The organism is Rhodococcus jostii NBRC 16295 (genome assembly GCF_001894825.1).
In the GTDB taxonomy this organism is placed as follows: Bacteria; Actinomycetota; Actinomycetes; order Mycobacteriales; family Mycobacteriaceae; genus Rhodococcus_F; species Rhodococcus_F jostii.
The window spans coordinates 11,929-34,813 of record NZ_BCWY01000080.1 but is presented as its reverse complement, the minus strand read 5'-3'; the positions used below and the strand labels follow the sequence as shown (position 1 = coordinate 34,813).

General features: G+C 67.5%; 12 protein-coding genes. 10 read left to right on the top strand and 2 right to left on the bottom strand.

The window, feature by feature from the left end; translation table 11 throughout:
- Position 1: 1 nt before the first annotated feature.
- The 10 genes from RJ1_RS34805 (at position 2) to RJ1_RS34760 (ending at position 18,203) form a co-directional block, all read left to right on the top strand.
- On the top strand, positions 2-1,921 hold the full coding sequence (locus RJ1_RS34805; protein WP_073366997.1) for an arabinofuranosyltransferase AftB family protein: 1,920 nt from the start codon (positions 2-4) through the stop codon (positions 1,919-1,921).
- Between the two features lie 338 nt (positions 1,922-2,259).
- Complete coding sequence (locus RJ1_RS34800; RefSeq protein WP_073366994.1) at positions 2,260-3,270, top strand: alpha/beta hydrolase; 1,011 nt, start codon at positions 2,260-2,262, stop codon at positions 3,268-3,270.
- Positions 3,271-3,561: 291 nt separating this feature from the next.
- A complete protein-coding gene (locus tag RJ1_RS34795) occupies positions 3,562-4,557 on the top strand; it encodes an alpha/beta hydrolase (RefSeq protein ID WP_083400555.1) in 996 nt (331 codons plus the stop codon).
- A 133-nt stretch (positions 4,558-4,690) separates the two neighbouring features.
- Entirely contained in the window at positions 4,691-6,595 is a 1,905-nt protein-coding gene (locus tag RJ1_RS34790; RefSeq protein WP_073367020.1) for an alpha/beta hydrolase-fold protein, read from the top strand.
- A gap of 126 nt (positions 6,596-6,721) precedes the next feature.
- Positions 6,722-7,303 (top strand): DUF732 domain-containing protein, encoded by a 582-nt coding sequence (locus tag RJ1_RS34785; protein ID WP_073366991.1) that lies wholly within the window; start codon positions 6,722-6,724, stop codon positions 7,301-7,303.
- A gap of 6 nt (positions 7,304-7,309) precedes the next feature.
- Positions 7,310-8,290: a cutinase family protein gene (locus RJ1_RS34780; RefSeq protein WP_073366989.1), complete on the top strand. Its 981-nt coding sequence runs from the start codon at positions 7,310-7,312 to the stop codon at positions 8,288-8,290.
- A 192-nt stretch (positions 8,291-8,482) separates the two neighbouring features.
- Positions 8,483-9,472: an LLM class F420-dependent oxidoreductase gene (locus RJ1_RS34775; RefSeq protein ID WP_073366987.1), complete on the top strand. Its 990-nt coding sequence runs from the start codon at positions 8,483-8,485 to the stop codon at positions 9,470-9,472.
- Positions 9,473-9,659: 187 nt separating this feature from the next.
- Positions 9,660-11,555, top strand: a complete 1,896-nt coding sequence (fadD32, locus tag RJ1_RS34770; RefSeq protein WP_073366984.1) for a long-chain-fatty-acid--AMP ligase FadD32 — start codon at positions 9,660-9,662, stop codon at positions 11,553-11,555.
- A gap of 103 nt (positions 11,556-11,658) precedes the next feature.
- On the top strand, positions 11,659-16,662 hold the full coding sequence (pks13, locus tag RJ1_RS34765) for a polyketide synthase Pks13 (RefSeq protein ID WP_073366983.1): 5,004 nt from the start codon (positions 11,659-11,661) through the stop codon (positions 16,660-16,662).
- Positions 16,659-18,203 (top strand): acyl-CoA carboxylase subunit beta, encoded by a 1,545-nt coding sequence (locus RJ1_RS34760; RefSeq protein WP_073366982.1) that lies wholly within the window; start codon positions 16,659-16,661, stop codon positions 18,201-18,203. Before pks13 ends, RJ1_RS34760 begins: the two co-directional genes overlap by 4 nt.
- 71 nt (positions 18,204-18,274) lie before the next feature.
- Here RJ1_RS34760 and RJ1_RS34755 read toward each other — a convergent pair whose 3' ends face one another.
- Both RJ1_RS34755 and RJ1_RS34750 read right to left on the bottom strand, forming a co-directional pair.
- Positions 18,275-19,249, bottom strand: coding sequence for a hypothetical protein (locus RJ1_RS34755; protein WP_073367016.1), 975 nt, complete (start codon positions 19,247-19,249; stop codon positions 18,275-18,277).
- A gap of 278 nt (positions 19,250-19,527) precedes the next feature.
- The gene (locus RJ1_RS34750; RefSeq protein ID WP_073366981.1) at positions 19,528-22,851 is read right to left on the bottom strand and encodes an arabinosyltransferase domain-containing protein; all 3,324 of its coding nucleotides are present in this window, start codon (positions 22,849-22,851) and stop codon (positions 19,528-19,530) included.
- Between the last annotated feature and the right edge of the window lie 34 nt (positions 22,852-22,885).

Genomic DNA, 22,885 nt, shown 5'->3' with positions numbered 1-22,885 from the left:
CTTGGTAGGAGGCGCCGAGGACTCGGACGCCGCCGCGGAGCGGACCACCGAACGCCACCGGAAGGCCATCCTCTCGAGGGTGGTCTTCCTCGGGGGTGTGGTCGTCTCGGCTCTCCTGATGTTCTGGGGCGCCTGGGAACGGCGATGGATTGCCGACGACGGTCTGATCGTGCTGCGCACGGTCCGAAACCTGCTCGCCGGCAACGGGCCGGTCTTCAACACGGGCGAGCGTGTCGAGGCCAACACCAGCACCGCGTGGACGTACATCGTCTACGCGTTCAGCTGGCTTTCCCAGGCCCGGCTCGAGTACGTAGTCCTGACGATCGCGCTGGTCCTGTCCACCGCAGCGATCGCGCTCGCCATGTTCGGCACCGCCCGCCTCTACCGCGGTGGGTCCTTCGCCGGCGGCGGCACGCTGTTCCTGATGCCCGCCGGTGTGCTCGTCTACATCGCGGTGCCCCCGGCCCGCGACTTCGCGACCTCGGGACTCGAAAGCTGCCTCGTCATCTTCTGGATCGCGCTGCTGTGGCTGCTGCTGATCCGGTGGAGCCAGGCCGCGACCCCGTCCACCACGTCGGTGCTGATCCTCGCGTTCACCGCGGGCATGGGGCCGCTCGTGCGCCCCGAACTGGCGATCCTGGGTGTTGCGTCGCTGGCCATGATCTTCCTCGCGCCCGGTCTCACGTGGAAGGTGCGCGTCGCGATGGTCTTCGTCGCCGGCATCGTCCCGGTGGGCTACCAGATCTGGCGCATGGGCTACTACGCCCTCCCGTACCCCAACACCGCGGTGTCGAAGGACGCCGGTGGTGCCAAGTGGTCGCAGGGTTTCGCCTACCTGTGGAACCTCCTCGGCCCGTACCTGCTGTGGCTGCCGCTGGTGTTCCTGTTCGTGGGCGCGGTGATCGCCTGGCGCGGTCGCGACAAGCACATCGGCGATGGTGTTCGTCACACCGAGGGGAACCGGCTGACCCGCCTGCGCCGGTGGCTGCGCACGCAGAACGCCGTCGTCGTCTTCATTCTCGCGAGCGGACTGATCCTCGGTCTGTACTCGTTGCGGGTGGGCGGCGACTTCATGCACGGCCGCGTACTTCTCCCCGTTCTGTTCTGTTTCATCGTTCCCGTCGCCGTTATTCCGGTACGAATTCCGGACCGTGCGTCGTGGGGACGTAATAAGGAATCGTCGATTTTCCTGGCAATGGCATTCCTGTGGGTCGGCACCGTGGTGTGGGCATTTTTCGCGTCGAACACGACTGGGATGCCGGAAGGTGTCGTTATCGGACGTTCCGGAATTGTCGACGAACGAGCCTTCTACGTTCTCAACACCGGTCATGCGCACCCGATTCGTGCCGACGACTACCTGGACTACCCGCGCATGCGCGCCATGGTCCAGACCATCGCGGACACCCCCGACGGTGGCCTGCTGATCCCGTCCGCCGACTACACGTACTGGTTCGTCGTTCCACCGCCCCTTCCGATCCCGGACGGCGGCGCAGGCCACACCGTCTACTTCCTGAACCTCGGCATGACAAGCATGAACGTCGGCCTCGACGTACGGGTGCTGGACCAGATGGGTCTCGCGTACCCGCTTGCGGCGCACACCGAGCGAATGGACGACGGCCGCATCGGGCACGACAAGAACCTGTACCCCGACTGGGTCGTGGTGGACACGGGAATGATCGACAAGCATCCGTGGATGCCCGGATTCCTCGACGAGGAATGGGTGACCGAGGCGCGGGTCGCGCTCACGTGCCCCGAGACGCAGGACCTGCTGACGTCGTACCGCTCGGAACTGACGTGGCCGCGTTTCAAGCAGAATTTCAAGGACGCGCTGCATTTGGCGAGTTATCGATTCGAGCGAGTTCCCGCATACGAAATTCAGCGGTGCAATCTCGAGCCGCCGTTCCCTGATCCGGCCAAATAGGGCGAACCGGGCCGGGCGTGTGTCACTGCGGCGTCCCGGGCAGATCTCGATGTCGGAACATCAGATCTCGTTTGTGTAACGCGGGAGCTGTCGGCGACGATGTACGTCGATGATGAGTCATTGATGACGGTGGTCTGGAAGTTCTCCGGAAAGCGCTCCGCGAGCGTTTGTCAGGGAACTTTGGGTGACATACAGTCCACCAAGCGCAGTGTGACTTGGAAGAGGTCCGCTGCCGACCCGGCGTCGAGCCAGGGCCGGCAGGTCGCCTGTTCCCCGACGGAATCCGCCGGAGCCGCCCAGTTGGCGGAGTCCGCAGACGAAGAGAGAGAGCAGTATTCATGCGTTTTGCCAGACCGAGGTTGTCTCAGCGCCTCAAGCAGCGTGCGATGGCCATCGGCGCCGTCGCACTGGTACTGCCTGTGGGCGCAGGAATCGCTGGTGGAGCCGTCGCCGCAGCAGCACCGACACACGCGGGTCCCGCCAAGACCGCGCCTGCGGGTGGCTACGAGGAACTGTGGGTTCCCTCTTCCATGGGACCGATCAAGGTCCAGGTCCAGTGGGCGGCCCGCGGCGGTAGCTCCGCGCTGTACCTGCTCGACGGACTGCGCGCACGCAACGACCGCAACGCGTGGAGCTTCGAGACCAACGCATTCGACCAGTACCGCAACGACAACGTGACCCTGGTCATGCCGGTCGGTGGCGAGTCCAGCTTCTACTCGGACTGGTACTCGGCGAGCAACTTCAACGGTCAGCCCGTCACCTACAAGTGGGAGACGTTCCTGACGCAGGAACTTCCCGACTTCCTGGCCAACTACGGTGTCTCGCGCACCAACAACGCCGTTCTCGGCCTGTCGATGGGTGGCAGTGCTGCCCTGACCCTCGCCGCGTACCACCGCGACCAGTTCAAGTTCGCCGGTTCGCTGTCCGGCTACCTGAACATCTCGGCTCCCGGTATGCGTGAGGCGATCCGCGTCGCGATGCTCGACGCCGGTCGCTTCAACGTCGACGCGATGTGGGGCCCGCCGTGGAACCCGGCGTGGCTGCGAAACGACCCGTTCGTGTTCGCCCCGCGTCTGAACGGCCTGTCGATGTTCATCTCGGCTGCCAGCGGTCTGCCCGGCGAATTCGACCACCCGCGCGCTCCGATCGACTACTACAACACCGCGAACGGCATGGGTCTCGAGGCCCTCGCCCTGGCCAACACCCGCGCCTTCCAGGTGCGTCTGGCCAGCCTCGGTGTCCCGGCCACCTTCGACTTCCCGGCCAACGGCACGCACTCGTGGCCGTACTGGGGTTCGGAGTTGTGGAAGGCCCGTGGCCAGATCCTGGACACGCTGGGCGCCTGGTGATCTAGACGCCACCACGTTCGTGGCGACCGCCGCCCCGCCTCACCGGCGGGGCGGCTCGCGCGCGTCCTGAAGTGCACCGTCCGGGATCGGACGGGTGAGAGGAAAACCTCGGATTCCGTTGCCCCGGGAGTGCACAACGGAACGCTTTGTCAGTAAGGTGATCCCGTCGAGACGCCACCCGCGCAGCGATCGCTGTGCGGGTGGCGTCTGTACGTGAGATTTTCACGAGAGTTATCAAGTGGTTGCCGCGGCCGCGGCGCGAGACGCATCAAGCGGAGGGAAGACGAGTTCATGCGAGTTGGGGGTTCGACGAGAACAAGCGGATGGGCCAGGCGTACTGCCGCCGCAATTGCTCTGGCGGTCGCACTGCCGCTGGGTGTGACCATGGTGGGCGGCGGCGCAACCGCATCCGCAGCCTTCGACCCCGCCGCGCAGGACTTCTGGGTCGATTCCTCCATGGGGCCGATCAAGAGCCGCATCTGGCGGGCCGCCGACGGCAACACCAACCGTGTCGTCTACCTGCTCGACGGTCTGCGCGCGCAGGACGACCTCAGCGGCTGGGAGGTCAACACCGACGCGGGCCCGTTCCTCGCCTCGCAGAACATCAACGTCGTCCAGCCGGTCGGCGGGCAGTCCAGCTTCTACTCCGACTGGTTGTCGAACTCGAACCTCAACGGCCAGAAGACGCCGTACAAGTGGGAGACGTTCCTCACCGAGGAACTCCGCGACGCCCTGGCGAACCGCCTCGGCTTCCAGTCCACCCGTAACGGCGTCATCGGCCTGTCGATGGGTGGCAGCGCCGCCCTGACCCTCGCCGCATACCACCCGGACCAGTTCAACTACGCGGGCTCGCTGTCCGGTTACCTGAACATCTCGGCTCCCGGTATGCGTGAGGCCATCCGCATCGCGATGCTCGACGCCGGCCGCTACAACGTCGACGCGATGTGGGGCCCGCCGTGGAACCCGGCGTGGCTGCGCAACGACCCGTTCGTGTTCGCGAACAAGCTTCGCGACAACAACACCCGCCTGTGGGTGTCGGCCGCCAACGGCATCCCCGCTCCCGGCGGCGCCGCACCGACCGGATTCATGGATGTCTTCAACGCGTCCACCGGTGCGAGCCTCGAGGCTCTGTCGCTGGCGAACACCCGTGCGTTCCAGGTCAAGATGGCGACCCTCGGCGCGAAGAACGTTTCCTACAGCTTCCCGCCCCGCGGTATCCACACGTGGCGTTACTGGCAGCAGCAGATCCACGATCTGGCCGGCGACCTCGGCAACACGATCGGGTAGCTGGGACGTAACAATTGCACCAGCTGTAACAGCGCGGCACCCCCACTCGTCTGTTGTTTGCGTGTAGAAAGAACCGGAACGCGAGGCCGTGCTCCGTGTTGTGGCCTCGACGCGCAGAGAGAGAGTGAACGTCATGCGAGTAGGCCTGTTCAGGGCAGAACGTCAGCGTTCGTCGGCCGGAAATGTTCGAAGGCGGACGCTGGCCTCGCTTGCCGCTGTGCTCGTGGTGCCGGTGGCGGTCGGGTTCACCCAGACCGCCACCGCCTCGGCTCTGCCGGTCGCCCATGCGGCGCCTGCCGCCGCGCAGGCGCCGGTGGCCACGCAGGCCCCCAGCGGCGCGACGATCCATCACGTCGACTGGCTCTCCGACCGTCGCGTCGCGATCTGGATCAACTCGCCGTCGATGGCCGTGCCGATTCAGGTGCAGATGCTGCTGGCACGCGACTGGAACTCGAAGCCGACGGAGAAGTTCCCGTCCGTCTACATGCTCGACGGTCTCCGCGCGCAGGACAACGAGAACGGCTGGACACTCGAGACCGACGCCGAATCGTTCTTCGCCGACAAGAACATCAACGTCGTCCTCCCGGTCGGCGGACAGTCCAGCTTCTACTCCGACTGGGTGGCCCAGGACAACGGCCAGAACTACCAGTGGGAGACGTTCCTCACGAAGGAACTGCCCCCGATCCTCGAAAGCGACTGGCGCACCACGCAGACACGCGGCGTCGTCGGTCTCTCGATGGGCGGCACGTCCGCGATGTTCCTCGCGGCCCGCAACCAAGGATTCTTCAAGTTCGCCGCCTCACTGTCGGGCATGCTGACCACCACCGCGCTCGGCATGCCGCAGGCGGTTGCGTACGCGATGAGCGACGCGGGCGGTTTCGACGCGAACGCGATGTGGGGTCCCCCGACCAGCTCGGCGTGGGAGGAACACGACCCCTACCTGCTGGCCGACAAGCTGAAGGGCGTCAGCCTCTACATCTCCAGCGGCAGCGGAACCACGGGTCCGTACGATCAGCCGTCCGGGATCCCCGGCGTCAGCACCAATTACGCCGGAATGGGGCTCGAGATCCTGTCTCGCCTCACGTCCCAGACCTTCGCGACCAAGCTCAACAAGCTGGGCATCCCGGCGCAGGTCAACTACCGGCCGTCCGGCACGCACTCGTGGCCGTACTGGCAGTTCGAACTGCACCAGCTGTGGCCGCAGCTCGCCAGTGCCGTCGACGTCGATCCCGAGAAGCCGGCGTGCACCACCGGTGGTTCCATCGCCGGGGTCGCGGGCGCCAACCCGTGGATCGGTGATTGCCTCACCCCCGAGTACAGCCTCGCGGGCGGAACGGTCCAGGACTTCCGCAACGGCCGCATCTTCGCCAAGTCCGACACCGGCGCGCAGCCGGTGGCCGGTGCCATCGGCGGCGTCTACCAGGCGACCGGTGGTCCGGGCGGGCCGCTCGGCTACCCGACGACGCCGGAGCTGGGCACCCCCGACGGCCGCGGCCGTTTCAACCACTTCGAGCACGGCTCCGTTTACTGGACGCCGCAGACCGGTGCGCACGCCGTCCGCGGGGCGATCCGCGACGAGTGGGCACGTCAGGGCTGGGAGGGCGGACCGCTCGGATACCCGGTGGCCGACGAAGTTCCGACCCCCGGCAAGGACGGCGCGGTACAGGGCTTCGAGATCGGTGCCATGTATTTCAGTCCCGCGAACGGCACGCACCGCGTGCAGGGAATGATCATGGGCAAGTACGCCGAACTCGGCTACGAGGGCGGCTGGCTCGGATTCCCGAAGACCAGCGAGATCCCCGTCAAGGACGGCGGCCGGTTCAACCAGTTCGAGAACGGCAACATCTACTGGAGTCCACTTTCGGGCGCCTGGGCCGTCGAGAACGGGCCGATCTTCGACGCCTGGAAGAGCGCCGGCTACGAGGGGGGTCGGCTCGGATTCCCGATCAGCGACAAATTCGCAATCCCGGGCGGCGTCCAGCAGAACTTCCAGACCGGTTACGTCACACTGATCGACAACAAGGCCGAGATTCACTGATGGCCGAGCAACGCTAGAAATGTCACGCGCAGCGGGCGGGGCCGGGTCCGGCGGACCAGGTTTCCGCCCGAACTGCGTCTGTACCCTGTCGAGAGACAACGACTTGGAAAGCAAGGACGGAAATAGATGCCGCAGCACTCACGAATCAGCACCACCTTCCGACGGGCGATCGCGGTAGGCGCGCTCGCTGTCGCAGCGAGCGGATTGTTGGTCGGGTGCGGTAGCGACGACTCCACGGCGACGTCCAACCCGTCCACCAGCGCAACGACATCCGCCGCGGCGTCCAGCTCCGCCGAGAGCTCGGCGTCCGCCGCGCCCAGCGCGAGCGCGTCGGCCTCGGCGTCGGCCTCCGCACCGGTGACGAGCCCGGGTGAGGCGGCGACGGCGCCGCCGGAGCAGCCCGAGGAAGTTCCGGGCGATTTCCCCGGCCCCAGCGAGGTCCCCGTCAGCGCCGACGGACAGAAGTTCCTCGACGCGCTGAAGAGCAAGGGCATCGAGCCGGCCGCCGACGGCACCATGGCAGTCAGCACCGCCGACTTCATCTGCCAAGCCAAGGCCGAAGGCAAGAGTGACGTCGACACGATGGTGTTCGTCACAGCGATGGTCGGAACCGAGGCGTCCGCTGCGGGTCAGGAACTGACCCAGGAGCAGGCCACGGCCAACGCGCAGACCTACATGGATGTCGCCCACGCGACCTACTGCAAGTAGACGCCGATGACGTTGACCGGGCGCGGAACGCGGAAGAAGAAGAGCAGCCTCCTGCGCAAGCTGATGGTGCTGATCGTGATCCTGCTGGTGATTCTCGTCGCAGTGATCGCGCTCTGGTACCTCCTCGCAGGACGGCTGCCCAAACCGATCCCGATCCCGCCCGGTCCCGAACGTCCCAACGCCCAGCCGGCGTCCTGCCCCGACGTTCAGGTGGTGGTCGTCCCGGGCACGTGGGAGTCCAGCGCCGCGGACGACCCGTACAACCCCACGGCCAACCCGGCGTCGCTGATGCTCAACGTGTCGCGGCCCCTGCAGGAGCAGTTCGAGCCGTCGCGCGCCGACGTGTACACCGTTCCGTACGTCGCCCAGTTCTCGAACCCGGTCGCCTTCCCGCCGGACGGGCAGCAGTCGTACAACAACAGCCGCGGCGCAGGTACGGCCGCCACCAACGACATCCTGGTGCGTCGCCACGCCGAGTGCCCCCTCACCAGCTTCCTGCTCACCGGATTCTCCCAGGGCGCTGTCATCGCCGGCGATGTCGCGTCGAGCATCGGTGCAGGTGACGGGCCGATTCCGGCTGATCTGGTGCTCGGTGTCGGGCTCATCGCCGACGGTCGCCGGGATCCGGCCGCCGCCACCGACGTGGGCCGGCCGGTCGCCGGCGTCGGAGCCGAACTGTCGCTGGCCGGGCTGCAGATCCCCGGAATCACGATGACCGGTCCCCGGCCCGGTGGCTTCGGTGATCTGACCGACCGGGCGGTCGAGATCTGCGCCCCGTCCGACGGAATCTGCGACGCTCCGGCGCAGGCGTTGAAACCGAGCAACTGGATCGGCAGCGGACTGCGGCTTCTCGAGTACAACAACAACCCCGTCCACGCGATGTACAACTCGTACGTGGTGGACGACTCCGGCACGACCGCCACACAGTGGATCGCCGGATGGGCTGCCGAGAAGATAGAGGCCGCCCCGACCCCGGCCCACAGTTGATTTTGTGGCGGATGGGTTCATCGTGGTCGGTGAGCCGTGAAACGTCCCAAACAGATAGGCGAGACGCGTACTGGCCGGTAGTGTGCGTTTCTCGGCACCGGTAGAGTGCTGCACTGTTGCGGCACCACCGGTGCCCGACCCACCGATGTTCACGTCCTGAACGGGGGCGTTTCACCACAGGAGAAGCTATTCATGAGTTCCGACGCCAGCTCGTTGCGTAAGTTCCGATTCGCGGCAGGCGGAGAGGGCAACGCAGACGAGGGCGGCGCGCGTCGGTTCGTCAAGCTTGCGCAGAAGGCCGAGGAACTCGGGTTCGACAGCTTCATGATCCCTGACCACCTGGGCAACCAGGTCGGCCCGATCGCCGCCCTCGGCGCGCTCGCGGTCGCCACCGACAAGATCCGCCTCGGCACCGCGGTGCTCGCCAACGGCTTCCGGCATCCGGCGATTCTCGCCAAGGACGCCGCCACCATCGACGTGCTGTCGGGTGGCCGCCTCGAGCTGGGCATCGGCGCCGGCTGGATGAAGGAAGAGTTCGACAAGGGCGGCATCGAGTACGAACGCCCGGGCGTCCGGATCGCCAAGCTCGAGGAGTCGCTGCAGATCCTCGACGTTTTGCTGCGCGGCCAGGAGTGCAACTTCGAAGGCAAGTACTACCAGATCAAGGGGCTCACGGGCAGCCCGCGGCCGCGGCAGGGTCCGCGTCCCCCCATCGCCGTCGGCGGTGGCGGCCCGAAGATGCTCGCGCTCGCCGCCAAGTACGCCGACATCATCTCCGTGGCGACGCCCACCAGCAAGGAAGGCAAGCTCCTGCTGTCGGGGGTCACGCTCGAGAAGACGATGGAACGAGTCGACCGGATCCGGGAAGCTGCCGGTGACCGGTTCGACGACATCGAACTGAACTGGACGATCACCACCATCGTCATCACCGACGACCGGGAGCAGACCGCCGAGATGGCGCTCGCGGCCCTCGACCAGGGCTTCCCGCCGAACATCGAGGTCGACACGAAGCTGTCCGTCGAAGACATCCTGAGCTCGCCGTATCTTGCGATCGGAAGCTTCGAGGAGATCGCGGATCAGATACGTATGGTGCGAGAAAAGACGACAATGTCTTACGTCGGTGTGTTCCCCACACAGATGGATGCGTTCGCGCCGATCATCTCGCAACTGAAGGGCGAGTAGACGCAGCGTACTGAGGGCGGCGATGCCAATCTGTAACATATCGATGGTTTGGACTCGATGAACTTATTCGGGTGAGTGGCGTGTTACGTCGTTTCCCGCGAGTTGTACAAGATCCGATTCGGCGAAGGAAGTCTGGGGCGCAGTCATGCCGGTGGCATGCCTGTGTGATCGCTTCGGAGGAGATGGAATGAACGCGAAGTTCGATGATTTTATCGACGAGAAGGGCCATATCAGGCTCGACTCGGGAAGCACGCTGGTCGACTACGTCCAGCGGCACACCCGGGAGAACTCGGACGAGCTGGCATACCGCTACATCGACTATTCGCGGGACAGAGACGGCGAAGCGCAAGAGCTGACCTGGGAACAGTTCGGTCACCGGCTGCGCGCCGTCGCGGCCCGCCTCCAGCAGGTCACGAAGCCCGGCGATCGTGTCGCGGTCCTGGCGCCGCAGGGTCTCGACTACGTCATCTCCTTCTTCGCCGCCATCCACGCCGGAACCATCTCGGTGCCCCTGTTCGACCCCGACGAACCCGGCCACACCGACCGCCTGCACGCCGTCCTCAGCGACTGCAAGCCTGCCGCCATCCTCACGGCCACCTCCTCCGCCGCGGGTGTTCGGCAGTTCTTCCGGTCCCTCCCGGCAGCCGAGCGTCCCCGCATCATCGCCGTCGACGCCATCCCCGACAGCGTCGGCGAATCCTGGGTGCGCCCCGAGATCGATCTCGACGACATCGCGTACCTGCAGTACACGTCCGGCTCCACCCGTGTCCCCGCCGGTGTGGAGATCACGCACCGCGCCGTGGGCACCAACGCCCTGCAGATGGTCGACTCCATCGAGCTCACCGAGAACTCGCGCGGCGTCACCTGGCTGCCGCTGTTCCACGACATGGGTCTGCTCACGGTCATCCTGCCCGCCCTGGGCGGCAAGTACATCACCATCATGAGCCCGCGCGCGTTCGTGCAGCGGCCGTACCGGTGGATCAAGGAACTCGCAGCCGTGTCCGACGGTGCGGGCACGTTCGCGGCTGCACCCAACTTCGCGTTCGAGCACGCGGCCGCCCGCGGTCTGCCGAAGAACGGGGAGAGCCTCGACCTCAGCAACGTCATCGGCCTCATCAACGGCAGCGAGCCGGTGACCACGTCGTCGATGCGCAAGTTCAACGAGGCGTTCGCGCCCTACGGTCTGCCGAAGACGGCGATCAAGCCGTCGTACGGCATGGCCGAGGCCACCCTGTTCGTGTCTGCCACCAGGCACTCGGACGAGGCCCGCGTCATCTACGTCGATCGCGACGAACTCAACGCCGGCCGCGTCGTGAAGGTGGACCAGGACGCCGAGAACGCCATCCCGCAGGTGTCCTGCGGGTACGTCGCGCGCAGCCAGTGGGCCGCGATCGTCGACCCGGAGTCCCGCATCGAGCAGCCCGCCGACCGGGTCGGTGAGATCTGGTTGCACGGCGAGAACATCGGCATCGGGTACTGGGGCCGTACCGACGAGACCGCCGAGACGTTCCACAACAAGCTCACCAACCGGCTCGCCGAGGGCAGCCACGCGGAGGGCACGCCCGACGACGCCAACTGGATGCGTACCGGCGACTACGGCGTCTACATCGACGGCGAGCTGTTCATCACGGGCCGCGTCAAGGACCTCGTGATCGTCGACGGCCGCAACCACTACCCGCAGGACCTCGAGTTCTCGGCGCAGGAGGCCAGCGGGGCGCTGCGTCCCGGCTTCGTCGCCGCGTTCGCGGTCCCGGCCAACCAGTTGCCCGCCGTCGTGTTCGAGAACACCCATTCGGGCCTGAACTACGACGCGGACGACTCCTCGGAGCAGCTCGTGATCGTCGCCGAGCGCGCACCGGGTGCGGGTAAGGCAGAGCCCCAGCCCGTCGCCGACACGGTGCGGGCTGCGCTGTCGAGCAGGCACGGGATCACCGCGCGCGACATCCTGCTGGTGCCCGCGGGCTCGATTCCCCGCACGTCGAGCGGCAAGATCGCCCGCCGCGCGTGCAAGGCGAGCTACATCGAAGGCACCCTGCGCGGCGGATACACGCAGACGGCGTTCCCCGATAGCGTTTCCGAATAGTCCACTTCCTGACAGGTAGCTTGGTGAGTTGATGGCTGAAAAAGATGATGACCGGGTCGGGGCGAGCGAAGCGACGGGGAATGTCACCGGCAGCACAGGTGACATGACGGTCGCGCAGCTGCGCGACTGGCTGCGTAACTGGATTGCCGACGCAACCGGGCAACCGGTCGGTCAGATCACCGACGACCGCCCGATGGAAGAGTTCGGTCTGTCGTCTCGCGACGCCGTCGCACTCAGCGGCGAGATCGAGGAACTGGTCGGTGTCACGCTCACGGCGACGGTCGCGTACCAGCACCCCACCATCGCGTCGCTGGCCACCCGCATCATCGAGGGCGAACCCGAGCAGCCCGACGACTCGGCCGACGCCGCGTACTACGCGTCGGCGACGACGTCCGACGCACACGACATCGCGATCGTCGGCCTGGCGTCGCGGTTCCCCGGGGCGGGAAAGACTCCTGCCGAGATGTGGCAGATGCTGGCCGAGGGCCGCGACGGCATCTCCGACCTGCCCGAGGGCCGCTGGGAGGAGTTCACCTCCGACCCGCAGATCAAGGCCGCGGTCGAGAAGGCCAACACCCAGGGTGGCTACCTCGACGACGTGAAGACCTTCGACGCGGAATTCTTCGCGATGTCCCCGCTGGAGGTCGCGAACGTCGATCCGCAGCAGCGTCTGGCGATGGAACTGACGTGGGAGGCGCTCGAGCATGCCCGCATCCCGGCCAGCGACCTCAAGGGAGAGCAGGTCGGTGTGTTCATCGGCAGCTCGGCCAACGACTACCAGTTGCTCGCGGTCAGCGATCCCGTCCACGCGCACCCGTATGCACTGACCGGCACGTCGACGTCCATCGTCGCCAACCGCGTTTCCTACTTCTACGACTTCCGCGGACCGTCCATCGCCCTCGACACGGCGTGCTCGTCGTCGCTCGTGGCGGTGCACCAGGCGGTGCGCTCGCTGCGGACCGGTGAGTCGGATCTCGCGCTCGCCGGCGGCGTCAACATGCTCGTGGCCCCACCCGCGACGCTGGGCTTCGACCAGCTGGGTGTGATGGCCCCCAACGGCCGCATCAAGGCGTTCTCCGCCGACGCAGACGGCATGATCCGCGCCGAGGGCGGCGGTCTCGTCGTCCTCAAGCGTCTCGAGGACGCCGAGCGTGACGGCGACGAGATCCTCGCCGTCATCGCCGGCAGCGCGGTCAATCAGGACGGTCGCTCGAACGGTCTCGCGGCACCCAATCCCGATGCGCAGGCCGACGTCCTGCGGCACGCCTACCGCGACGCGGGCATCAACCCGGCCGGGGTCGACTACATCGAGGCGCACGGCACCGGCACCATCCTCGGCGATCCCATCGAGGCCGACGCGCTCGGACGCGTCGTCGGTCGTGGGCGCGCCGACGACAAGCCGGCGCTGCTCGGTTCGGCCAAGACCAACTTCGGTCACCTCGAGGCCGCCGCCGGCGCCGCGGGTCTGATCAAGGTCGTGCTGTCGATGCAGGAAGACACCCTGCCGCCGACGCTGAACTTCGCCGGACCCAACCCGTACATCGCGTTCGACAAGGCGCACCTGCAGGTCATCCCGGAGGGCGCGGCGTGGCCGCGCTACACCGGGTCCGCCGTCGCCGGTGTGTCCGGATTCGGTTTCGGTGGCACCAACGCGCACGTCGTCGTGCGCGAGTACACCGGCCCTGCCGTCGACGACACGGCCGAGCCCGTCGACGGCGTCGTTCCCGCCCAGGAAGTGGTTCCCGCCCAGGAAGTGGTTCCCGGCCAGGAATCGGTGGCCGAGACCATTGAGCCGACGGTCGTTCTCGCGGTGTCGGGTGCGCTGCCGTCGCGGCGCCGTCGTGCCGCCGCGGAACTGGCCGACTGGCTGGAGACGGAAGAGGGCAGCACCACGCCGCTCACCGATGTCGCCCGCGCTCTCGCGCGCCGCAACCACGGCCGCTCGCGTGCCGCCGTGCTGGCGAAGACCCGCGCCGAGGCCATCACCGGTCTGCGCGCCGTCGCCGCCGGCAAGCCCGGGCAGGGTGTGTTCTCCGCGGACTCGCCGTCGTCGAAGGGCGCCGTCTGGGTTCTGTCGGGCTTCGGTTCGCAACACCGCAAGATGGCCAAGCAGCTCTATCAGGAGAACCCGGTCTTCGCCGCGGCCATCGACGAGGTCGATGCGCTGATCGAGGACGAGGCCGGCTACTCCATGAAGGAGAAGTTCCTCGACGACGCGATCGACTACGACGTCGAGACCTCTCAGGTCGGCATCTTCACCATCCAGATCGGCCTGGCGGCGCTGCTGCGTCACCACGGCGCCGAGGCCGAGGCCGTCGTCGGCCACTCGATGGGTGAGGCCGCGGCGGCGTACATCTCGGGCGGCCTGCCGCTCGAGGACGCCGTGCGGGTGATCTGCGCGCGGTCCCGGCTCATGGGCGAGGCCGAGGCCACGCTCGAGGGCGACGACATCCGGTTGATGGCGCTCGTCGAGTACAGCGCGTCCGAGATCGAGACCGTCCTCACCGACTTCCCGCACCTCGAGGTCTGCGTGTACGCGGCCCCGACGCACACCGTGATCGGTGGGCCGGAGCCCGAGGTCAACGCCATCGTCGCGCGCGCCGAGGGTGAGGAGAAGATGGCCCGCGTCCTCAAGACGAAGGGCGCCAGCCACACCTCGCAGGTCGATCCGCTGCTGGGCGAGCTGGCCGCGGAACTGGCAGGCATCGAGCCGACCAAGCTGAAGCTGGGCGTGTACTCCTCGGTCGACCAGGACACGTACTACCGCGCCGGCCACGAGCCGATCCACCGCGAGGAGTACTGGACCAAGGGTCTGCGCCACAGCGTCTACTTCACCAACGCGGTCCGCCTCGCCGTGGGCAGCGGGCACACCACGTTCGTGGAGCTGGCGCCCAACCCGGTGGCCCTGATGTCCGTGGCGGCCACCGCCTTCGACGCCGGGCTGCACGACATGCAGCTCATCCAGACGCTCAAGCGCAAGGAGGACGAGCCGCTCGGTGTCCTCGCGGCACTCGCGCAGCTGTACGTGCACGGGCACGCCGTCGACCTGTCGTCGCTGCTTCCCGAGGGTGACTTCGCCGCCGTTCCGCGCACCGCGTGGATCCGCAAGCCGTACTGGGTGGAGACCCGGATCGACTCGAGCGGCAACACCCGTGTCCCGGGCGCGCACGTGTCGCTGCCGGACGGCCGCCACGTGTGGGAGGTCCAGGCCGGTGCGGTCACCGACCTGCCCGCTCTGGTCACCGCCGCCGCGTCCCAGGTGCTGTCGGACGTGACGCTCGCCGCGTCCGTCCTGCACGCTCACGTTCCCGCAGAGGGAACGCTCACCACCACGCTCAATCCGCATCCGGGTGGTGCGTCGCTGCAGGTCCACGCGAAGAGCGGCGCGACCTTCACGCTGCTGTTCGACGCCGCCGTCACGTCCGGTGAGGCTCTGCCCCAACCCGTCCTCACGGCACCCGTGCAATCCACCTCCCCGGTGGAGGAGCTGCCGGAGGTCGTCGAGGACATCGGCGACAAGTGGGATCGGAACGGTTCGCAGACGCTGGAAGACCGGCTCGCGCTGATCGTCGCCGAGTCGATGGGCTACGCACCGGAAGATCTGCCCGCCGAGATCCCGCTCATCGAGCTGGGCCTCGATTCGCTGATGGCCGTCCGCATCAAGAATCGTGTCGAGTACGAGTTCGACATCCCGCAGCTGCAGCTGCAGGCCGTCAAGGATGCCAACCTGATGGAGGTAGCCAAGTACCTGCGCTACGCGGTCGAGAACCGCGAAGAGGTGCAGGCGCTGGCGGACCAGCAGAAGGCCGAGAAGGAGGCAGCCGACGCAGCCGAGGCCGCCGAGGCCGACCTTGATACGGAGGTTTCTGAGGCCGAGGGTGTTTTCGAGTCCACGCTCGACGCCGAGGACACCTCGGTGGAGGCGGAGGCCGAGGCGATCATCGCGGACACCCCGGTGCCGGAGACCGCGGAGGCGCCCGAGACGGGCAGCACGGAAGCGTTCGCCGACGGGAGCGGTTCCGACGTTCCGCCGCGCGACGCGGCCGAGCGCCTGACGTTCGCGACGTGGGCCGTCGTCACCGGTGAGTCCGCCAAGGGCATCTTCAACACGCTGCCGATCCTTAACGACGAGCAGGCGGAGAAGCTCGCGGCCCGGTTGTCGGAACGCGCGAACGGTGGGATCACCTTCGACGACGTCCTCGACTCCACCACCATCGAGGAACTGGCCAACGTGGTGCGCGGATTCCTCGAGGACTCCGGCAAGATCGACGGGCTGGTCCGCGCACTGCGGCCCCGCCCGGAGGGATCCGACGCCGTCCCCGTGTTCGTGTTCCACCCGGCCGGTGGGTCGACCGTCGCGTACGAACCGCTGCTGAAGCGTCTGCCCGCGGGCACGCCGATGTACGGGTTCGAGCGCACGGAGGGGCCGATCGACGTCCGGGCGGCCGAGTACCTGCCGTTGATCCGCGAGATCCAAGGTGACGGACCGTACGTGCTGTACGGCTGGTCGCTGGGCGGCGTGCTGGCATACGCGGTGGCGAAGCTGCTCCGTGAGTCGGGTGCGGACGTCCGGATCGTCGGACTGATCGACACGGTGATGGCCGGGGAGAAGGTCGAGGACACTCCCGACGAGATCCGTAAGCGCTGGCAGCGGTACGCCGCATTCGCGAAGAAGACATACAACGTGGACTACCCACTGCCGTACGACAAGCTCGCGGCGGCGGAGAGCGACGAGGAGCAGATCAAGATCCTCACAGAACTGCTCAAGCTGAGCGGCACGAAGATTCCGGGCGGGATCATCGAGCACCAGCGGACGTCGTGGCTCGACAACCGGGCGATCCAGACCGCCGAGTTGGAGCAGTACGACGGCGACGTCGTCCTGTACATGGCCGACCGCTACCACGACGACGTGATGAACCTGGAGCCCGCGTTCAAGACCCGCAAGCCGGACGGCGGCTGGGGTGACGCGGTGAAGAACCTGGAGATCATCCACGTGGGCGGCGATCACATCCAGATCGTCGACGAGCCGTACATCTCGAAGGTCGGTGCCGACCTCACCAAGAAGCTGTCGGCGATCCAGGCCGCCGGAACCGGAGCGCATCAGTGACCACCACCACCGCAGAGAAGCTTGCCGAACTGCGCGAAAAGCTCGAACTGGCAAAGGAACCCGCGGGCGACGTGGCTGTTGCCAAGCGTGCGAAGAAGGGCATCCCGAGCGCGCGCGAACGCATCGACATGCTGCTCGACCCGGGAAGTTTCATCGAGGTCGGCGGCCTGATGCGTCAGCCCGGTGACCCGAACGCCCTCTACAGCGACGGCGTCGTCACCGGCCACGGCACCGTCGACGGTCGCCCCGTCGCGGTGTTCTCGCACGACCAGACCGTGTTCGGCGGTTCCGTCGGTGAGATGTTCGGCCGCAAGGTCGCCGCGATCATGGAGTTCGCCGCCAAGATCGGCTGCCCCTGCGTCGGCATCAACGACTCGGGCGGAGCCAGGGTGCAGGACGCCGTGACCTCGCTGGCCTGGTACGCGGAGCTCGGCCGCCGGCAGGAGCCGCTGTCCGGCATGTGCCCGCAGGTCTCGATGATCCTCGGCAAGTGCGCGGGCGGCGCGGTCTACGCACCGATCAACACCGACGTCCTGGTGGCCACCGAGGAGTCGTACATGTTCGTCACCGGACCCGACGTGGTCCGGAAGATCACCGGCGAGGACGTCAGCCTCGAGGAACTCGGCGGCGCCCGGAACCAGGCCCAGTACGGCAACCTGCACCACGTCGCGCCGGACGAGAAGGCGGCGTTCCAGTGGGTGCGCGAGTACCTCAGCTTCCTGCCGTCGAGCTGCATGGAGAAGCCGCCGGTCGTCAACCCGGGTCTCGAACCGGAGATCACGGCGTCGGACCGCGATCTGGACACGTTCATCCCGGACGCCGACAACGCCGGCTACGACATGCACGACATCCTGCTGAGGATCTTCGACGACGGTGAGTTCCACGAGATCGGCGGGCAGGTCGCGCTGAACATCATCACCGGCTTCGCCCGGGTGGATGGTCGCACTGTCGGAGTGATCGCCAACCAGCCGCTGGTGGCGGCGGGTGCGCTCGACGCTGCGGCGTCCGACAAGGCGGCTCATTTCATCCGTATCTGCGACGCCTTCGACATCCCGCTGGTGTTCGCGGTCGACACCCCGGGATTCCTCCCGGGCCTCGAGCAGGAGCGGATCGGCGTCATCAAGCGCGGTGGCCGGTTCATCTTCGCGTTCGTGACGGCGACGGTGCCGAAGGTGACGGTCGTGATCCGCAAGGCGTACGGCGGTGCCTACGCCGTGATGGGCTCGAAGCAGCTGGGCGCCGACATCAACTTCGCGTGGCCCACCGCCCGGATCGCGGTGATGGGCGCCGAGGGCGCTGTCGACCTCATCGGCCGCCGGCAGATCGAGGCTGCGGGTGAGAACGCTCCCGCGGTGCGCCGGCAGCTGATCAACTTCTACAATGAGAACATCGCGACGCCGTACATCGCCGCCGAGCGCGGGTACATCGACGCGGTCATCGAGCCCGCGACCACCCGCCTCGAGATCCGCAAGGCGCTGACGATGCTGCGCGACAAGAAGGTGCAGCGCAACCCGCGCAAGCACGACCTGATGCCCCTTTAGTTCGTTTTCCCCGGCTCGCCCGATGTCGCACAGTGCGATTGCACCGATGCCACATCGGGCGCGGCGGGGACTCATGCCGACCGCAGGTTCGGCTCGGTGTGGACGAATACCGGCGGCCGCGGGCGTGACGCGGCCAGCGAGTACGCGGCGCGCAGATCCGCGAGAACCGTCGACGGGTCGGTCTGAATCTGCCTGGGCAGATGCGTCACGACGATGATCCCCTCGCGCTGCATCCGTGCCCGCCGCCGGACCGTCGCCTCATGTAACTCGGGCGAGAAATGGTACTTGAGCGAGTCGATCTCCCAGGCGACGGCGACGTCGTCCAGCCAGCCGTCGGGTCGCGCGATCCACAGCCCGGCGGCTGACAGCACGTCCACGTTGTGCCGCATCGGCGGCAGCCCGCTCGTCGCATACAGCCTTTGCGCGTGGACCTCGGCGACGGAATGCGCGTCGTCGCTCAGATCCCGCAGGACCGCCCGAGGCAGGCGGCTTCCGCGGTCGCTGCCCTGCGCGAGTTCGCGTGCGAGTTCGTCGACCGTGACGTCGCCGCGCTGGATGCCGCCGGCGAGGAGTGCACGGCAGCTGTCCGCCTGGACGGTGCGACGTCCGGCGTCCAGGAGGCTGCGCGCCGGCGGGGCGAGGCGTAGGAGGCCCCGGTGGACCGGTTCGGGCATGCGCCAGGTGCGCTCGACCTTCACGTACGACCAGTCCCGGCGATGCCGCGACGACGGGATGAGCAGTAGCACGTCGTTCCTGGACGCCGAAGCGGTGTAGCCGAACGCGGCCAGGGCGGCGTGCCCCGACAGCAGCGCGTCCGGGCCGCCGTATTCAAGGGCCGCGAGATTGCGCTGCAGCGTCGTCGGTGGCCCGTTGTGCAGCAGCACGACGCCGGGGAGGATCCGCTGCCAGGGACCGCCGTCGTTGCAGCGCGAGGAGATGGTGCCCTTCGCGACGCCGAGTCGCTCGAGGGTGGCGGCGCGGATCACCCCGTCCCGGCTGACGGCGGCTATCGCAGAAGGGTCTTCGGCCCAGGTTCCTCTTCGCATGGGTCCGAGCATGCCGTGGGCGAATCGGCCCGTCGCCGGAAAGCCCATGTCGGAAATTGCCCTGTGGATGGACGGGAAGTTGTGGACAACTCCACCGCGGAGCACCCGTTTCCGTCGTGTCGGACCGCCCGTCGCGGCGCCCGATGCGACATTCGTTCAGTCAGACGGAACGAATGTCACATTGGGCGATGCAAGCCGAGCGGGCGATGCAAGCCGAGCGCGCGACGCAAGCCGAGCGCGCGACGCAAGCCCGCACCGACGCGAGCCGAGCGGAACCGTTACGGGCTGTCGTACACCCGCAGGGTGCCGGGGTTCCACAGTCCCGAGCGGGTTGCGGTGTCGGTGTCGACGGTGGCCGCGGTGGCGTTCGGGAAGTACCGGTCGAAGCGTTCGAGGGAGCCCCAGTCGCGCCCCCAGTCGTCCCGCATGTAGGTGGGGATGGCGGTGGCGCTGGCGAGGAGCTCGGTGAACCCGAGGGGGCCGCCGTTCTCCGCGGACTGCCAGGTGTCGGTGGAGCTGACGGCCAGTGGGCGGTCGGGGAGGATGCGGTAGTTGGGCATTTCCGCGACGCCGTACTGGTGGTCGAACGGACGCTGGCAGGGGAACTGCAGGCCCACCGCCCAGTCCAGCAGCACCGGCTGTGAGCTGCCGATCGTCGAGTTGAGGGTCTCGAGCTTCGGTACCCGCGGCGGGGTGAATGCGAGCCACTGGTCGCCGGTGAGGTTGGGGTCGTTGGCGACGATCCGGACGGCGTCGGCGTCGGGGGACAGCTCGCCGATCGGGACGCGCAGGTTGCGCCACGACGGTGCCGGCCCGATGTCCTTGGGCAGGTAGGTGCCCTGGGCCTGGACGGTGCCGTCGGGCTGACGTTTGCCGTATTCGAGGAGCAGCGACTGGCCGTAGGTGAGGGCACCGGTGGGGTCGACCGACCAGATGCGTCCTGCTGCCGACATGACGATCAGCGGGGTGTCGTCGCTGCGTTCGGGGAGTGCGTACCAGCTGGACGACAGTGTGGCCGGTTCCTGGACGCCTTCCTGGTAGCTGCCCATCACGGGGGTGGTGCCGGGATCGAGTCCGAACGGCAGTTTGGCGTCGCTGCCGTTGACGCCGACGCGTCCGGTGCCGCCGCTGGTTCCAGCACTCGATCCGGTTTCGAAGCTGGGGCCGACGCTCTGATTGTCGGTGTTGCCCATGCCCTGCTTGACCTCGACGTAGTCGGCGGTCAGGTCGGACGGCACCCCGTTGGGGGAGAAGCCGACGGGGTTCGCGCCGCCGAGCGGGTCGGCGGGGTTCGCGAGCGGCTGCCCGGGATCGGCGAGGGGTGTGAGGTTTCCGCCGTTGGTGTCGCCTTCGACGAGGACGTCCTCGGCGAGGCCGCACGTCTGACCGGTCAGGGAGTCGAAGTTGGAGCGGGCCAGCGAGTACGCCGGGTACTGCGAGACGGCGCCCTTGAGGAGGGAGAGGACCTCGAACAGCACCATGATGCCGGCGATGACGGTGAGCGGGGCGGCAGCGAATTTCCTGATCCGCCTGCCCTTCTCGGTGTTCGCGCGGACGGGTGGCGCAGCGAATCCCTCGCGCAGGTACTGCCAGGCGGCCAGTGCGACGGCCAGTCCGAACAGGACGAGGAAGAACGTGTTGGACTGTCGCCCACCGATGGAGACGGGCTTGTCGAACCACGGCACGCCGTAGCTCGAGACGTACCAGTACCCGTTGATGCCTGCGAACGTCAGGGCCAGCATGAGCAGCAGCCCGGCCAGGAAGATCGTGCGGTTGCGGCGCGACCGCAGCGCGGACGCCGACACCGCGACGGCGGTGAGTGCGGCCAGTGAACCGGCGATACCCGCGTACGCCCCGAAGTGGTGGGTCCACTTGGTGGGGTTGAACATCATGAAGAAGATCGTGCCGAACACGACACCGAGCAGACGCCAGGACGGGCCGGTGGCGGCGCCGGGAATCCGCTTGCGGCGCAACAGGATGAACAGTGTCGTCAGCAGGCACAGGATCATCGTCAGGAACGCGAAGCGGCGCGCCACGGACCCGTCGACGGTCGGGACGAACAGGTAGTAGTAGCGCAGGAAGTCCTTGTACCACTCGAGGTTCGGGCCGATCAGGGTGCGGACCCGGGTGGCCTCCATGACGGTGGCCAGGGTCTGGTCGGCGAACACGACCACCAGGACTATCGCTCCTGCGGCCGCGATCGGAGCCAGTAGCGGCAGCGTCCCCACCTGGCGGTGGCGTTTGACGACGATGCGGACGAGCGGGCGGGCGCCGGCGAGCAGGGCAGCCACACACATGAGGCCCGTGGGGGCGGCCGCCAGAGTGAACGCGCCGATCAGCACCGCGACAGCCGCGGGGAGGAGACGTCCGGTGGCGATGGAACGCTCGATGGAACACCACGTGAGCAGGGCGCCGAGCGCCACGATGGGCTCGGGCCGCAGGCCGTTGTTGAAGGGCAGCCAGAACGACAGGAAGACGAGGCCGCCCGTCCACAACGCGACCTTGTTCCGCCGCACGGACCGGCCGAGGCGGGGAGCGACCTCCCGGCTGATCACCATCCAGCACAGGATGCCGGCGATGAGCGCGGGCAGCCGCATGAACGGACTGGCCGTCGAGATCTTCGCCATCGCCGCGAGGACGTCGTAGTACCAGCCGAACGGCGCCTCGGGCACACCGAACCAGCGGAAGTAGTTGGCCATGTACCCGGCGTGGTCGGAGACGCGGGCCATGGTGAGCAGGTAGCCGTCGTCGGAGGTGTTGGCGCCGATGAAGTGCCAGAGCACCAGCGTGCCCACGACGAGCGTGTCGAGTCCGGTGAACTTCCACCAGTGCGACGGGAGGAAGTTGCGGTGCCCGCGCCCGTCGGTGCCGTCGAGGCGGCCGAGGGCGACCAGGGCGATGGCCGTGGTGAGGAGGGCCACGATCATGGCGACGAGCTTGATGATCGTGGGACTCGACGAGAACCGGGAGTCGACGTTCATCGTGAACGACAGGCCCGCCGGCGCCGCCCCGTCGCGGAGGTCGCTGAACACGCCCACCACTTGGGGACGGAGGTCGCCCGTGAGGGAGCCGGCGATGGGGACGCCGGTCGGGGTGGTGAGGCCGACGAACTCGGCGGACGTCGCGTCGATGTTCGATGTGATGCGGATCTCGGAGCAGGCGCTCGACTGCACCTGTTCGCGCGGTGCCGTCGCGATCGTCACGTTGCGGTCGAGCACGTCCACGGACTTGTCGGACACGCGCACGAACATCGCGTTCAGCGCCGCACCCTCGCCCTGCGCGGGCGCCGTCGCCAGCAGGATTCCGCCCTGCGGGGGCAGTTGGGCCACCGCGGAACACGGAATGGTCGCCGACAGGTCGACTGGTACCTGCGACATCAGCGGAGCCTCGACGTCGCCGACGACGCCGTTCTCCGGCCAGTTCACGGCCGCGGTGGTCTGCTGGACCGGCATGAACGGGGCGGCCACTGCCAGCACGAACCCGATGAGGCCGGTGACGATGGCAACCAGACGAGCGGTCCGGAACTCACTCCGCCGGTCCTGGCGAGCAGGCGGCAAAGAGGCTTCGGGTTCGGAGACGGGAGTTGTCAGAGCGTCGGGCACGGTTGTCGATGGTATGTCAGGAACCTGAGGAGGC

Bases quoted from the DNA above. Each gene is read 5' to 3' on its own strand.
- RJ1_RS34755 (WP_073367016.1), bottom strand. From the start codon at position 19,249: ATGCGAAGAGGAACCTGGGCCGAAGACCCTTCTGCGATAGCCGCCGTC.
- RJ1_RS34785 (WP_073366991.1), top strand. From the start codon at position 6,722: ATGCCGCAGCACTCACGAATCAGCACCACCTTCCGACGGGCGATCGCG.
- RJ1_RS34775 (WP_073366987.1), top strand. From the start codon at position 8,483: ATGAGTTCCGACGCCAGCTCGTTGCGTAAGTTCCGATTCGCGGCAGGC.
- pks13 (WP_073366983.1), top strand. From the start codon at position 11,659: ATGACGGTCGCGCAGCTGCGCGACTGGCTGCGTAACTGGATTGCCGAC.
- RJ1_RS34800 (WP_073366994.1), top strand. From the start codon at position 2,260: ATGCGTTTTGCCAGACCGAGGTTGTCTCAGCGCCTCAAGCAGCGTGCG.
- RJ1_RS34790 (WP_073367020.1), top strand. From the start codon at position 4,691: ATGCGAGTAGGCCTGTTCAGGGCAGAACGTCAGCGTTCGTCGGCCGGA.
- RJ1_RS34795 (WP_083400555.1), top strand. From the start codon at position 3,562: ATGCGAGTTGGGGGTTCGACGAGAACAAGCGGATGGGCCAGGCGTACT.
- fadD32 (WP_073366984.1), top strand. From the start codon at position 9,660: ATGAACGCGAAGTTCGATGATTTTATCGACGAGAAGGGCCATATCAGG.
- RJ1_RS34780 (WP_073366989.1), top strand. From the start codon at position 7,310: ATGACGTTGACCGGGCGCGGAACGCGGAAGAAGAAGAGCAGCCTCCTG.